Genomic DNA, 13463 nt, shown 5'->3' on the forward strand with positions numbered 1-13463 from the left:
GCTCTCCTGAGAGGTTATTGTTATCAGACGACCGGTTTACCGGCGCGTACAAAAATCGGTTTAGTGACCTTAACCGGCATTTCCCGGTTACGGATCTGCACGATAGCCTGCTCGCCAATGCCAGCAGGAACGCGTGCCAGGGCAATACTGCACCCTAAAGTCGGGGAGAAAGATCCGCTGGTGATCACACCTTCACGCAGATTGCCTTCGCCGTCGGTAAAGCGTACCGGCAGTTCATTACGCAACACGCCTTTTTCAGTCATGATCAGGCCGACCAGCTGCTCGGTGCCTTTTTCACGCTGGGATTCCAGCGCTTCACGGCCAATAAAATTGCGGTCTTCAGGCAGCCACGCCACGGTCCAACCCATATTGGCGGCCAGCGGAGAGACGCCCTCGTCCATCTCCTGACCATACAGATTCATACCGGCTTCCAGACGCAGCGTATCGCGTGCGCCCAGGCCCGCAGGCTTCACGCCTGCCGCCAGCAGCTTCTGCCAGAAATCCGCCGCCTGCTCATTGGGCAGCGCAATCTCGTAGCCTGCTTCGCCGGTGTAACCGGTGGTGGCGATAAACAACTCACCGGCCTGCACGCCAAAAAACGGCTTCATGCCGGCCACCGCCTGGCGCTGCGCTTCGTCAAACAGCGCCTGCGCCTTTTCCTGCGCCTGCGGACCCTGTACGGCAATCAGCGACAGGTCGTCACGCAGCGTCAGCTCAACGCCGAACGGTGTCGCGTGCTCGCCAATCCACGCCAGGTCTTTCTCACGGGTGGCAGAGTTAACCACCAGACGGAAGAAGTCCTCGGTCATAAAGTAAACAATCAGATCGTCAATTACGCCAGCCGATGCGTTAAGCATGCCGGTATAAAGGGCTTTGCCCGGCACCGTGAGTTTGGCAACGTCGTTGGCAAGCAGATAGCGCAGGAATTCCCGGGTGCGCGCACCTTTGAGATCGACAATGGTCATGTGGGAGACGTCAAACATGCCGGCATCAGTCCGGACCGCGTGGTGCTCATCCATCTGGGAGCCATAATGCAGCGGCATCATCCAGCCATGGAAATCCACCATGCGCGCACCGCAAGCCTGATGCTGTTCGAATAAGGGGGTCTGCTGAGTCATATCATTCCTGTGCTTTACAAGTTGTCATGCGCCTGGTCACAGCCTGTGGCGACCGGAACGCAAACGATACCCTGGCTCTGAACTTACCACCGAATGCAGCCTTTAACCATAAGTTAAACGGGGGTGAATCTTTTCAGTGCAGGGCCGAACGGCAACAGAGTTTCCAGCATTTTTCACCAGATTTCCGCGGCAAACCGCACATAAACGGCAATCAACCGGCAAAAAGTCAGTTTAAAAGTAAGGGTTTCAGGCGAAACAGATAAAAAATAACTTCAGGTTATCAATTTATCCATTATTAAAAGTAATGCGAAGTGGGCAGTAAAATTAGAATTTTTCAAACGATGGGCCAAAATGGGGCAGCCGTTGCACTCACCTGAAAAAGCGTTTTTGTGGGCAAATAAGTTGGTTTAAAGATTAGCAGCAACAGGGGAAAAGCAGAGGAGGGAAAACGTTCAGGGCAAGGTGAACTTCGCCCTGAACGGCATCGCAAGGTTACCGCAACCACTCGGGAAGATCGTTCAGCCCCATCGCCTGCTTCAGCAGACGTGGCTTCACGCCAGGCAGATTATCGGCCAGGCTCAGGCCAATATCCCGCAGCAGCTTTTTCGCCGGGTTATTGCCGTTAAACAGCTCACGGAAGCCCTGCATTCCGGCCAGCATCATCGCCGCACTGTGCTTGCGGCTGCGCTCGTAGCGACGCAGATACAGGTGCTGTCCGATATCTTTGCCCTGCTGGTGCAGGCGCTTCACTTCACCAATCAGTTCGGCGGCATCCATAAAACCGAGGTTAACGCCCTGACCTGCCAGCGGATGAATGGTATGCGCGGCATCGCCGACCAATGCCAGACGGTGCGCGGCAAAGTTGCGGGCATAACGCCCCATCAGCGGGAAGCTTTTACGCTCACTCTCCACCTTACACAGCCCCAGTCGCAGATCGAAGGCCACCGACAGCTGCTGATTGAAGAGATCTTCCGGCATCGACTGTAAACGTGTCGCTTCCTGCGGCGAAACCGACCAGACAATCGAGCACAGATGCGGATCGCTCAGCGGCAGGAACGCCAGAATGCCGTCGCCGTGGAAGACCTGACGGGCTACCGCGTCGTGCGGCTGCCCGGTGCGGATATTGGCCACCAGCGCATGGTGGTCGTAATCCCAGAACGCCAGCGGAATATCCGCTTTGTTGCGCAGCCAGGAGTTGGCGCCATCGGCCGCCACCAGCAGACGGGCACTCATCATGCTGCCATCTTTCAGGGTGACAAAGGCTTCGTTGTCGCCAAAGGCCACCTGCTGGAGCTCTGCCGGTGCAATCAGCGTGATGTCGCTCAGCTCGCTGGCTTTCTTCCACAGCGCCTGATGAATAATCGGATTCTCGATAATGTGGCCGAGGTGCGCCAGCCCTTGCTGACCATCGTCAAAAGCGATGTGACCAAAGCTGTCGCGGTCCCAGACTTCCATACCGTGATAGGCACTGGCGCGTGCCGCCAGAATCGAGGTCCAGACATCAAGATGCTGCAGCAGACGTTCGCTGGCGGCGTTGATGGCGGACACCCGCAGCGCAGGCTGCTCAGCCACAGACGGTTCTGCGGCAGGTTCACGCTCCAGTACCGCGATTTTCATCCCGCTGCCCTGCAGGCCACAGGCGACCGCCAGTCCAACCATACCGCCGCCTGCGACGATAACATCATAGGTTTGCATTACTGCTTTCTCCTTAGCGCTCAACCCAGCCTAACGTGCGCTCGGCGAGCAAGTTACGCACCAGCGGCAGCGAGTCCATCGCCATCAGGCCAAGACTCCTTCCTGCCACCAGCGGTGTATAGCGGTTAGCAAACAACCTGACCAGCGTGTCGGTAATGCCGATGGTGGCCGCGGCATCCGGCTGTCGGCGCTGCTGATAGCGCTGCAGCGTGGCATAACTTCCCACATCTTCGCCAGCGCGCCAGCTTGCCGCTACCGTTTCGGCAAGCGACATTACGTCACGCAGCCCTAAATTAAATCCCTGACCGGCGATCGGATGCAGCGTTTGCGCGGCATTGCCGACCAGCGCCAGCCGGTGTGAAACATGCTGTGAGGCAGCCTGCAGCTGCAGCGGATAGCTGTGGCGCTGCCCGACCTGGGTGATGCGGCCTAAGCGCCAGCCAAACGCCTGCTGAAGCTGGTGAATAAACTGCCGATCGCTCCAGCCATCGATTCGGGCTTTATCGTCCAGCGGATGGCACCACACCAGCGAACTTCTGCCCGCAGACATCGGCAATAACGCTAACGGGCCATGCTCGGTAAAGCGCTCATAAGCCCGGCCCAGATGGGGTTGTTGAGTTGCCACGTTGGCGATCACCGCCACCTGTTGATAATCCTGCGACAGCCACTGCACGCCGCAGGACGCCGCCACCGAGGAGCGCGAACCGTCGGCCGCCACCAGCAGCTGAGCCGGCAAGCTTTCGCCATTGCTGAGCGTCACCTGCACGTCTTGCTGATTGCGAACCAGCCCGGTAACTTTTGCCGGGCAACATACGTGCACGCCGGGCGCCTTCTTCAGCAGCGTAAACAGCCGCTGGCCGATATCGTGCAGCTCAACCACCTGACCCAACGCAGAAATGCCATGGTCGGCAGCATCCAGCGAGACAAAACTGGCATGGCCGCGATCGCTGACGTGAACATGGGTGATGGCGGTGGCGCAATCCTTCAAATACGGCCAAAGATTAATGGCCGCCAGCTGCTGACAGGTTCCCGCCGCCAGCGCAATCGCCCGGCCATCAAAGCCAGGATGGGATCGGCTGGCGGGTTCGGTGGCTTCCACCAGCGTAACCGGCACCTGTCCCTGCGTCAGATGAGAAATGGCCAGCGCCAGCGTGGCTCCCGCCATTCCTCCGCCTGCAATTACGATGCTCATCAGGCTTTCGCTGCCGCCATCAACGCTTCGATCTCGTCCGCCTCTTTCACCACCGTCGCCGTCAGGTTTTCGTTACCTTCAGCGGTGATAATGATGTCGTCCTCGATGCGAATGCCGATGCCGCGATATTCGGCAGGTACATCTGCATCCGGCGCGATATACAGACCCGGCTCGATGGTGATCACCATGCCTGGCTCAAGCGTGCGGTCGCGATCGTTGCCGTACACGCCGACGTCATGCACGTCCAGCCCCAGCCAGTGGCTCAGTCCGTGCATAAAGAACTGGCGATGGGCCTGCTCTTCGATCAGCGTATCGATATCGCCTTTCATCACGCCCAGCTTCACCAGCCCGGTCACCATGATGCGCACCACGACCGCATTCACTTCACGGATGCTGGTGCCGGGACGGAACAGTTCCAGCGAGGTGTTTAATGATTCCAGCACGATGTCGTAAATCGCGCGCTGAGGTGCGGTGAACTTGCCGTTGACCGGGAAGGTACGCGTGATATCGCCGGCATAGCCTTTCAGTTCACACCCGGCATCGATCAGCACCAGATCGCCATCGCGCATCTGGCACTCATTTTCGGTGTAGTGCAGGATGCAGCCGTTTTCACCGGCGCCAACAATGGTGTTATAGGACGGGAAGCGTGCGCCATGCTGGTTGAATTCGTGGTGGCTTTCACCTTCAAGCTGGTATTCATACATGCCAGGGCGACATGACTGCATGGCGCGCGTATGCGCCAGCGCGCTGATGCGGCCCGCTTCGCGCAATACAGCCTGCTCTTCCGCAGATTTAAACAGGCGCATTTCATGCACGACAGGACGCCAGTCGGTGATGGTAGCAGGCGCCGTCAGGTTCTGACGCGAGCCGCGACGCAGTTTGTCCAGCGCCGCGAAGACCAGCGAATCGGCCTCAGGGTAAAGTCCCTGCGCGTGATACACCACGTCCAGCCCGTTCAGCAGCAGCGGCAACTGCTCGCCGATATGGTCGTAAGGCAGCGCGCGATCGACAGAGAGCTTCTCGGGTGCGGCATCCTGGCCCAGACGGCGGCCAAACCAGATTTCTGCGGTCAGGTCACGCACGCGATTAAACAGCACGCTGTGATTGTGGCTCTCGTCGCTTTTGATGAGCACCAGCACGGCTTCGGGTTCGTTAAAGCCGGTGAAGTACCAGAAATCGCTGTTCTGGCGATAAGGATATTCACTGTCGTTGCTGCGCGTGGCTTCCGGCGCAGCGAAAATCACCGCGGCGCTGGCCGGCGCCATTTTGCTGAGCAATGCAGCGCGTCGACGTAAAAATTCTTGCTGGGTCATCAACTTCTCCTGAGTGTGCGCCCGCTTAGTGCAGGGTCGGTTTTTGTACTTCCACAGCGGTTGGCAGCACATGGGTGAAGGTATCGTGGCAGAGTAACGCCGCAACGCGAACGTACTCGATCACCTCTTCCAGTGACTGCTCAAGCTCTTCCTGATCTTCGTCTTCATCATAGCCAAGCTGAGCAATGGTGCGCAGATCGTCGATCGCTTCGCCGGTCTCGCCTTTCACCTTGTCCAGTTTAGGCTGGGAAACGCCCAGACCCAGCAGGAAGTGGTTCACCCAACCCGCCAGCGCATCGGCGCGATCGAACACGGTGATGTCATCATCTTCTGGCAGATAGAGCTGGAACAGGAAGCCCTCTTCCGCAAGCGTATTTCCGATGGCTTCATGCAGCTGTTGCAGCGGCAAAGCCAGCGACTGGGAAAACGCCATGCCTTCGTTGGTCAGCTCATGAACCAGGGTTTGCCAGCTGCTGTCCTGCGTGCCGCCACAGATCATCCCGCTGAGTAAACCGTGCATTTCGGCAGGTGTCATCCCTACGCCCTGCTGCGTCAGTGCTGAAGCCAGCGCATCATAGCCCGGCATTGTGTTTGATAGTGACATACGTTTTGGTCATCGTTGGCTGGATAAGTTCGTGTTATGCTACCACCAGGTGCCTCAACGATTCCAGAAAAGGGGTTGTTTCTTCTATAAGGCGTAGTTATAGTTGCGCCCCTCCCAACCCATTGAGCGGTAAGGGAGATTGGCGGCGAAGTAATCAGTCAGGATGGTGGCATGTCTGCTCAACCCGTAGATATTCAAATTTTTGGTCGTTCGTTAAGAGTAAATTGTCCGCCTGAACAGCAAGATGCGCTGAATATGGCTGCCGAAGACCTTAATCAACGGTTGCAAGATTTAAAAGTTCGCACTAGAGTCACTAACACAGAGCAGCTGGTATTTATCGCTGCACTCAATATTTGCCATGAGCTGGCTGCGGAGAAATTGAAAACCCGCGACTATGCCAGTAACATGGAGCAGCGCATCCGGATGCTGCAACAGACCATTGAACAGGCGTTGCTTGAACAGGGTCGCATTACGGACCGGACCGGCAGTAAGTTCGAATAACACCTCATCGTTATCTGTGTTAGAGTGACGGTGAAGTACAAAATTTCTCTGAGATGTTTGCAAGCGGGCCAGTCCCCTGAGCCGATATTTAATACCATCAGAGTCTGACGCTCTGTAACCTGTGTGCAAGCTCGGTTCGTCCGAGAAGCCTGATGGTTACGACGGCAGTCTCACCTTGAACCAAGGGTTCAAGGGTTACAGCCTGCGGCGGCATCTCGGAGATTCCACTTCTTTACAGTAGTTCCTTTCTGGTACGTTCCTGTCCAACACCCAGCGTGTGATTTCTGTGTTTACCCCTGTCCAGTCTTACTACACGGTGAGCTATGAACCTGAATCTTCTCGATCGCCAGGATATCCGCACCCATGTTCGTCACCTCCGTCGGGCACTGACACCCGAGCAGCAACAGCTCGCCGCCGTGCAAGCCGCCGAACGCGCGCTTAATTTTGCTCCGATACAACAAGCCAAAAAAATCGCCCTGTTTCTCTCTTTCGACGGTGAGCTGAATACCCGTCCGCTGATTGCCAAACTCTGGCAGCACAAGCAACAGGTGTACCTGCCGGTGCTCCATCCGTTCTCCGAAGGCCAGCTGTTGTTTATTCGTTATGACGAGCACACGACGCTTACACCCAACCGGCTGCGTATTCCTGAGCCGCCGTTGGATATCCGCAATCTGGCCACGCTTAGCGAGCTGGATGTGCTGTTGGTGCCGTTAGTGGCCTTTGACAAGCAGGGACAACGGCTGGGGATGGGCGGTGGTTTTTACGACCGCACGCTGCAAAACTGGCAGCAGCACGGATTTTTACCCGTCGGCCTTGGGCATGATTGCCAGCGGGTTGATGATCTGCCCGTTGCGGAGTGGGATGTGCCGCTCCCGGCGATGATCACGCCATCGAAAATCTGGCAGTGGTAAGGCTGAATCACCCTAAAAAAAGCCCCGGGCAATTGCCGGGGCTTTTTTTAGGGTGATTACTGGAGCGGGCGTTAACCCGCCAGCTTAATCAGTACAGCAGACGAGCACGGATGGTGCCCGGAATCGCTTTCATCAGCTGCAGCGCTTTATCCGCCACATCCTGCGGTGCATCGACATCAATCACCACATAACCCATCTGTGGGGTGGTTTGCAGGTACTGTGCGGCGATGTTGACGCCCTGGTCTGCAAAGATGTTGTTGATTGCGGTCAGCACGCCGGGACGGTTCTCGTGGATGTGCAGCAAACGGCTCTGGTCGCCATGCATCGGCAGAGAGACTTCCGGGAAGTTAACCGCAGACAGCGTTGAACCGTTATCCGAGTACTTAGCCAGCTTGCCCGCCACTTCGATACCGATATTTTCCTGCGCTTCCTGCGTTGAGCCACCGATGTGTGGCGTCAGGATCACGTTATCAAACTCGCACAGCGGCGACAGGAACGGATCGCTGTTGGTCGCAGGCTCTTCCGGGAACACGTCAATTGCCGCGCCCGCCAGATGCTTGTCCGCCAGCACTTTACACAGGGCCGGAATATCGACCACGGTGCCACGTGAGGCGTTAATCAGCAGTGAGCCTGGCTTCATCATCGCCAGCTCTTCTGCGCCCATCATATTCTGCGTAGAGAGCGTCTCTGGCACATGCAGGCTGACCACATCACTCATATTCAGCAGATCAGACAGATGGCGAACCTGCGTGGCGTTACCTAGCGGCAGCTTGCTCTCGATATCATAGAAGAACACGTGCATACCCAGGCTTTCCGCCAGCACGCCCAGCTGCATGCCGATATGGCCGTAGCCGATGATGCCCAGCTTCTTACCACGGGCTTCAAAAGAACCCACGGCCAGTTTGTTCCAGATGCCACGGTGTGCTTTGGCGTTCGCGGCAGGCACGCCGCGCAGCATTAACAGCAGCTCGCCGATGACCAGCTCAGCAACGGATCGGGTATTGGAGAAAGGTGCATTAAATACCGGGATGCCACGGCTGCCAGCAGCAGTCAGATCAACCTGGTTGGTTCCGATACAGAAGCAGCCGACCGCCACCAGTTTTTCCGCCGCAGCGAAAATGTCTTCAGTGAGGTTGGTGCGCGAGCGGATACCGATAAAGTGCGCGTCGCGAATGGACTCTTTCAGAGCGTCGCTGTCCAGCGCGCCTTTATGAAATTCGATGTTGGTGTACCCTGATGCGCGCAAATTCTCGACCGCGCTCTGGTGGACGCCTTCCACCAACAGGAACTTAATCTTGTCTTTCTCCAGTGATACTTTTGCCATTTCCCGACCCTATTTTTGCGACTTCAGAAGTGCCAGCTTACCCCTATCTACATCCGGGTATAAGATAGCCTTCAGCCAAAATATCAAAATTTACGGCTGCGGCAATACAAACGATTGCCTGGATGCCAGCACGGCTAACAGGCAAGGCAGCACAATTTGGCAGATAATCGGGGAATGGTGAAAAGGATTAGCAGGATACGCCTGCGCATGAAAGTTATGTGACATAAGTCACCAAATTTCATCGGGTTCAGAAAAGATGTTTTTTATCAGAAAATAACCGACGCCAGTGCGGCGCCGGTAAGATCATTTTACTATGGTCTTCACGCCGTTGGCGGTACCGATCAGCGCAACGTCGGCACAGCGTGCGGCAAACAGCCCCACCGTGACCACGCCTGGCAGCGCATTAATCGCTTTCTCCAGCGCAATCGGGTCCAGAATTTTCAGATTATGCACGTCGAGAATAATGTTGCCGTTATCGGTCAGCACATGCTGACGGTATTCCGGCAGGCCACCCAGCTTCACCAGTTCACGCGCCACAAAACTGCGGGCCATCGGGATCACTTCCACCGGCAGCGGGAAACCGCCCAGCACATCAACCTGTTTAGACTCATCCGCGATACAGACAAACTTATCCGCCACCGCAGAGATGATTTTCTCCCGCGTCAGCGCCGCGCCACCGCCTTTGATCATCTGCATCATGCCGTTGATCTCATCAGCGCCATCGACGTAGACCGACAGGGAGTCAATCTCGTTGAGGTCGAACACCTGAATACCCAGGCTTTTCAGCTTCTCTGTTGAAGCCTCAGAGCTGGAGACCGCACCGTCAATCTGGTGTTTGATCGAGCCCAATGCATCGATAAAGTGAGCGGCAGTGGAACCCGTTCCCACACCGACAATGGTGCCCGGGGTAACGTAGTCCAGCGCTGCCCAACCTACGGCCTTTTTCAGTTCATCCTGTGTCATGGTAAGTTTAGATTCCGTACAGCTACAGTGTGGCGCTAGTATAAAACAACCCGATGGAAATGACTGCCTTCACGCGGGCTTTGTTGGCACTTTGGAAGCCAGGCCACAAACCTGAAGCGGGATAATGTCGCCTTTGCCCAGGGCAAAGTGACAAAAATATGGCATAGTGCAGTTTCCACACCTGAAAGAGAGTTATCACCCACTATGAAACGCCCGGATTATCGCACGCTTCAGGCGCTGGATGCAGTGATTCGCGAGCGCGGCTTCGAACGCGCAGCACAAAAGCTTTGCATTACCCAGTCGGCAGTCTCACAACGAATCAAGCAGTTGGAGAACATGTTCGGCCAGCCGCTGCTGGTGCGTACCGTGCCGCCACGCCCAACCGAGCAAGGGCAAAAGCTGCTGGCGTTACTGCACCAGGTTGAACTGCTGGAAGAGGAGTGGCTGGGCGATGAGAACAGCGGCACCACGCCATTGCTGCTGTCGCTGGCGATAAACGCCGACAGTCTGGCAACCTGGCTGCTGCCCGCGCTGAAAACCGTATTAACCGACTCTCCGGTGCGTCTGAACCTGCAGGTGGAAGATGAAAGCCGCACGCAGGAACGCCTGCGTCGTGGCGAAGTGGTTGGGGCAGTGAGTATTCAACCTCAGCCTCTGCCAAGCTGCCTGGTGGATCAGCTCGGCGCGCTGGATTATCTGTTTGTCGGCTCGAAGGAATTTGCCGCGCGTTATTTCCCGAATGGCGTGACCCGCTCTGCCCTGCTGAAAGCGCCCGCGGTGGCCTTCGACCATCTGGATGATATGCATCAGGCCTTTTTACAGCAGAACTTTGACCTGTCGCCGGGCAGCGTGCCCTGCCATATCGTTAACTCGTCGGAAGCGTTTGTGCAGCTGGCGCGTCAGGGCACCACCTGCTGTATGATCCCGCACCTGCAGATTGAGCGCGAGCTGGCAGAAGGCGAGCTGATTGACTTAACGCCGGGCCTGTTCCAGCGCCGGATGCTTTACTGGCACCGCTTCGCGCCAGAAAGCCGCCTGATGCGCAAGGTCACCGATGCGTTGATCGCTCACGGCCATCGCGTCCTGCGTCAGCCGGAATAGGCCATAAAAAAAGGCTCCCGTTGGGAGCCCTGAATGCAGCCTGCACCGGGCGTTGTCAGCGACAACGCCCTTTTTGCGATTACGGGTTACGCTGCAGTTCAAACACCACATCAACCTGATCGTCGAAGTGAATACTCTGCTTTTCATAGGTTTCCGCCGCAGAGGTCATCGGTGCGGCATCGGCCATTTTATACATGCGCGCGACCGGCATTGGCTGGTAGTTAGCAACGTGATAACGGATGCTGTAAACCGGGCCCAGCTTGGTATTAAAGCCTTTCGCCAGCTCGCCTGCCTGCTGCGTCGCGTCCTGAATCGCCGCCTGACGCGCCTTGTTGCGGTACTCATCCGGATGGGCCACGCCCAGCTCAACGGAGCGGATTTCGTTCAGGCCAGACTTCAGCGCACCGTCCAGCAGCTCGTTCAGCTTATCTAACTGACGCAGAGTCACCTGCACCTGACGCACCGCACGGTAGCCTTTCAGCACCGCTTTGCCTTCTTTGGTGTAGTCATATTCTGGCTGGGTACGCAGGTTAGCGGCATCAATATCTTTCTTCTCAATGCCATTTTTCTGCAGGAAATCAAAGTACTGCGCGACTCGCGTATCGGCCTGAGTCTTGGCTGTCGCGGCATCTTTCGCCGAAATGCTGACTTCAATAGCCAGCGTAGCGATATCCGGTGTGGCTTCAACACTGGACTGGCCAGACGTCACAACGTGTGGGCCATTCGGCAGCTCATCTGCCAGCGCCAGAGCCGGTACGGTTCCAAATCCCATCATTGCGGCCAGGGCCAATTTAGTAAGCTTCACTGGGTTCCTCCGTGGGGTATTTCAGTCACATCAAGGTTTACTGACGGGGAAAATTGCCTCACCGCCAGAGAAATGTTCCGTTAAAACGCAACAAGCTGGCATATGTTATTGCGTTTTCGGGTATCAGGCTATGACCTTAATTCCTGGAGTGAGTTCCTTGTGACTGAAATCATCCCCATCAGACAATTACTGGAAACCTGTTGCCTGCAGCGCCAGCTTTAACGCAATGCCCCACATCATCACCCCAACCAGCGCATTGATGATGCGTTGGGCTTTCGCCGTGTTCAGCACCGGTGACAGCCAGGCGGCGAGTGACGCCAGGCCAAAGAACCACAGGATTGATGCGGTAACCGACCCCAGCGCAAACCAGCTACGCGCATCTGCCGGCAACTGTCCGCCCAGACTGCCGAGCACCACAAAGGTATCGATATAGACATGTGGATTCAGCCAGGTCACCGCCATCATGGTGGCGACAATCCGCCAGCGTCCCTGCTTCATCGCGGCGGAGGAAGAGAGGTCGATATTGCCACTGAACGCGGTGCGTAACGCCCCCCAGCCATACCACAGCAGGAACAGCACTCCACCCCAGGTCACCAGATTGAGCAGCAGTGGTGACTGGGTCAGTAAGGCGCTGCCGCCAAACACCCCGGCACAAATCAGGACGATGTCGCTCAGGGTACACAGCCCCGCAGTCATCAGATGGTACTGACGACGCACGCCCTGATTTAGCACCAGCGCATTTTGTGGTCCCAGCGGCAGGATTAACGCAGCACCCAGGGCCATGCCCTGAAAGAAGATTGAAAACACGGGAAACACCTCGTCCTGAATAATTGCAGGCGAGTGTATAGCGGCAGGTGCATTAGAGGAAATGGAATAAACTAATGTGATATCAGTTTTACTAATATCGTTAAGGCAAAAAAGGCGAACCGGGGCTCGCCTTTAACTTACTGATTACTCTGGCTTAGGTAACGACGGCGCCACCTCTGGCGTCGCGGTTTTGGCTTCAGCCTGCTGATCTTCAGCCGACTTCACCTGATGCAGGTGAACGTCCATCTGCGGATAAGGAATGCCAATCTGATGCGCGTCCAGCGTGCGCTTGAAGTTCTTCATCAGATCCCAGTAGACGTTCTGCAGGTCACCGGCATTACTCCAGCAGCGCACCACGAAGTTCACTGAAGAGGCGGCAAGTTCATTCAGGCCAATCTGGATGCCCATATCGCGCAGCACGCGAGGCTCGGCATCAACCACTTCCTGCAGCAGTTTGATCACCTGATCAACGTCGGCATCATAGGCAACACCAATAATGAACTCATTACGGCGCACCGGCTCCCGCGAGAAGTTAACAATATTCCCGGCGATGATTTTACCATTCGGTACCACGACAATTTTGCCGTCGGCGGTTTTCAGGGTGGTAGAGAAGATCTGCACGCTCTGCACTGTCCCCATCACGCCGATATCAATAAATTCACCGGTACGGAACGGACGGAAGGTAACCAGCAGCACGCCGGCCGCCAGGTTAGCCAGCGAACCCTGCAGCGCCAGACCAATGGCCAGGCCGGCGGCACCGAGCACCGCGATCACCGAGGCGGTCTGCACGCCTACCCTGCCCAGGGCGGCGATCAGCGTAAAGGCGATGACCCCGTAGCGCACCAGCGCTGAAAGGAAGTCGGCTACCGTGGCATCGATGTGACGCGCCAGCAGCACTTTATTCAGGGTGTTGGAGATGAGTCGCGCCACAATCATCCCGACGATGATAATCGCAATGGCCGCCACGATATTCACGACATAACTCAACAGCAGCTCCTGGTTGCGCACCAGCCAACCTCCTGCGTTGTTAATGCCATGTACCACGTTCAGATCTTCCATTTCGTTTTCCTGTTGTTGTTCCCCTGCGGGAAGTAAGCAGTTTTTTGCCAGACAAACTGACATCCCAAAC

At 56.4% G+C, this 13463-nt stretch carries 13 protein-coding genes and 1 other RNA gene; 4 read left to right on the forward strand and 10 right to left on the reverse strand.

The genetic code is table 11. The features are described from left to right. Nucleotides 1–23 precede the first annotated feature (23 nt). The 5 genes from gcvT to E2F51_RS02735 form a co-directional block, all read right to left on the reverse strand. A complete protein-coding gene (gene gcvT / locus E2F51_RS02715) occupies nt 24–1118 on the reverse strand; it encodes a glycine cleavage system aminomethyltransferase GcvT (protein ID WP_134822673.1) in 1095 nt (364 codons plus the stop codon). Nucleotides 1119–1610: 492 nt separating this feature from the next. Next, nucleotides 1611–2813 (reverse strand): FAD-dependent 2-octaprenylphenol hydroxylase, encoded by a 1203-nt coding sequence (ubiI, locus tag E2F51_RS02720; protein WP_105760116.1) that lies wholly within the window; start codon nt 2811–2813, stop codon nt 1611–1613. A 13-nt stretch (nt 2814–2826) separates the two neighbouring features. Further along, nucleotides 2827–4005 (reverse strand): 2-octaprenyl-6-methoxyphenyl hydroxylase, encoded by a 1179-nt coding sequence (ubiH, locus tag E2F51_RS02725; protein WP_134822674.1) that lies wholly within the window; start codon nt 4003–4005, stop codon nt 2827–2829. Then, complete coding sequence (pepP, locus tag E2F51_RS02730; protein ID WP_134822675.1) at nt 4005–5318, reverse strand: Xaa-Pro aminopeptidase; 1314 nt, start codon at nt 5316–5318, stop codon at nt 4005–4007. Before pepP ends, ubiH begins: the two co-directional genes overlap by 1 nt. Before the next feature lie 25 nt (nt 5319–5343). Continuing rightward, nucleotides 5344–5922 (reverse strand): YecA family protein, encoded by a 579-nt coding sequence (locus E2F51_RS02735; RefSeq protein ID WP_013203661.1) that lies wholly within the window; start codon nt 5920–5922, stop codon nt 5344–5346. Nucleotides 5923–6093: 171 nt separating this feature from the next. On the opposite strand from E2F51_RS02735, the gene zapA reads away from it, so the two are divergent. The 3 genes from zapA to E2F51_RS02750 all read left to right on the forward strand — a co-directional run bounded on the left by zapA (nt 6094) and on the right by E2F51_RS02750 (nt 7334). Next, nucleotides 6094–6423 (forward strand): cell division protein ZapA, encoded by a 330-nt coding sequence (gene zapA / locus E2F51_RS02740; RefSeq protein WP_013203662.1) that lies wholly within the window; start codon nt 6094–6096, stop codon nt 6421–6423. Between the two features lie 42 nt (nt 6424–6465). Beyond that, nucleotides 6466–6649: non-coding RNA, 6S RNA (gene ssrS, locus E2F51_RS02745), on the forward strand. A 97-nt stretch (nt 6650–6746) separates the two neighbouring features. Further along, entirely contained in the window at nt 6747–7334 is a 588-nt protein-coding gene (locus E2F51_RS02750; RefSeq protein WP_013203663.1) for a 5-formyltetrahydrofolate cyclo-ligase, read from the forward strand. 88 nt (nt 7335–7422) lie between these two features. Here E2F51_RS02750 and serA read toward each other — a convergent pair whose 3' ends face one another. Continuing rightward, nucleotides 7423–8658, reverse strand: a complete 1236-nt coding sequence (gene serA / locus E2F51_RS02755) for a phosphoglycerate dehydrogenase (RefSeq protein ID WP_013203664.1) — start codon at nt 8656–8658, stop codon at nt 7423–7425. Nucleotides 8659–8961: 303 nt separating this feature from the next. Further along, nucleotides 8962–9621, reverse strand: a complete 660-nt coding sequence (gene rpiA / locus E2F51_RS02760; RefSeq protein WP_013203666.1) for a ribose-5-phosphate isomerase RpiA — start codon at nt 9619–9621, stop codon at nt 8962–8964. 204 nt (nt 9622–9825) lie between these two features. Between rpiA and E2F51_RS02765 the strand changes: the two genes are divergently transcribed. Then, nucleotides 9826–10722 carry a LysR family transcriptional regulator ArgP gene (locus E2F51_RS02765; RefSeq protein WP_013203667.1) on the forward strand — a complete coding sequence of 299 codons (897 nt, stop codon included), beginning with the start codon at nt 9826–9828 and terminating at the stop codon, nt 10720–10722. 79 nt (nt 10723–10801) lie between these two features. Here the strand turns inward: E2F51_RS02765 and E2F51_RS02770 are convergent, their stop codons facing one another. The 3 genes from E2F51_RS02770 to mscS all read right to left on the reverse strand — a co-directional run bounded on the left by E2F51_RS02770 (nt 10802) and on the right by mscS (nt 13393). Further along, on the reverse strand, nt 10802–11527 hold the full coding sequence (locus tag E2F51_RS02770) for an oxidative stress defense protein (protein WP_134822676.1): 726 nt from the start codon (nt 11525–11527) through the stop codon (nt 10802–10804). 186 nt (nt 11528–11713) lie between these two features. After that, nucleotides 11714–12334 (reverse strand): arginine exporter ArgO, encoded by a 621-nt coding sequence (gene argO, locus E2F51_RS02775; protein WP_134822677.1) that lies wholly within the window; start codon nt 12332–12334, stop codon nt 11714–11716. Between the two features lie 144 nt (nt 12335–12478). Next, nucleotides 12479–13393 carry a small-conductance mechanosensitive channel MscS gene (gene mscS / locus E2F51_RS02780; protein WP_134822678.1) on the reverse strand — a complete coding sequence of 305 codons (915 nt, stop codon included), beginning with the start codon at nt 13391–13393 and terminating at the stop codon, nt 12479–12481. Nucleotides 13394–13463 lie beyond the last annotated feature (70 nt).

This window comes from Erwinia sp. QL-Z3, assembly GCF_004551645.1.
Classification (GTDB): domain Bacteria; phylum Pseudomonadota; class Gammaproteobacteria; order Enterobacterales; family Enterobacteriaceae; genus Erwinia; species Erwinia billingiae.

What these genes read in the sequence shown, in the direction of transcription:
- gcvT (WP_134822673.1), bottom strand. Translation starts at nt 1,118, where the DNA reads ATGACTCAGCAGACCCCCTTATTCGAACAGCATCAGGCTTGCGGTGCG.
- ubiI (WP_105760116.1), bottom strand. Translation starts at nt 2,813, where the DNA reads ATGCAAACCTATGATGTTATCGTCGCAGGCGGCGGTATGGTTGGACTG.
- ubiH (WP_134822674.1), bottom strand. Translation starts at nt 4,005, where the DNA reads ATGAGCATCGTAATTGCAGGCGGAGGAATGGCGGGAGCCACGCTGGCG.
- pepP (WP_134822675.1), bottom strand. Translation starts at nt 5,318, where the DNA reads ATGACCCAGCAAGAATTTTTACGTCGACGCGCTGCATTGCTCAGCAAA.
- E2F51_RS02735 (WP_013203661.1), bottom strand. Translation starts at nt 5,922, where the DNA reads ATGTCACTATCAAACACAATGCCGGGCTATGATGCGCTGGCTTCAGCA.
- zapA (WP_013203662.1), top strand. Translation starts at nt 6,094, where the DNA reads ATGTCTGCTCAACCCGTAGATATTCAAATTTTTGGTCGTTCGTTAAGA.
- E2F51_RS02750 (WP_013203663.1), top strand. Translation starts at nt 6,747, where the DNA reads ATGAACCTGAATCTTCTCGATCGCCAGGATATCCGCACCCATGTTCGT.
- serA (WP_013203664.1), bottom strand. Translation starts at nt 8,658, where the DNA reads ATGGCAAAAGTATCACTGGAGAAAGACAAGATTAAGTTCCTGTTGGTG.
- rpiA (WP_013203666.1), bottom strand. Translation starts at nt 9,621, where the DNA reads ATGACACAGGATGAACTGAAAAAGGCCGTAGGTTGGGCAGCGCTGGAC.
- E2F51_RS02765 (WP_013203667.1), top strand. Translation starts at nt 9,826, where the DNA reads ATGAAACGCCCGGATTATCGCACGCTTCAGGCGCTGGATGCAGTGATT.
- mscS (WP_134822678.1), bottom strand. Translation starts at nt 13,393, where the DNA reads ATGGAAGATCTGAACGTGGTACATGGCATTAACAACGCAGGAGGTTGG.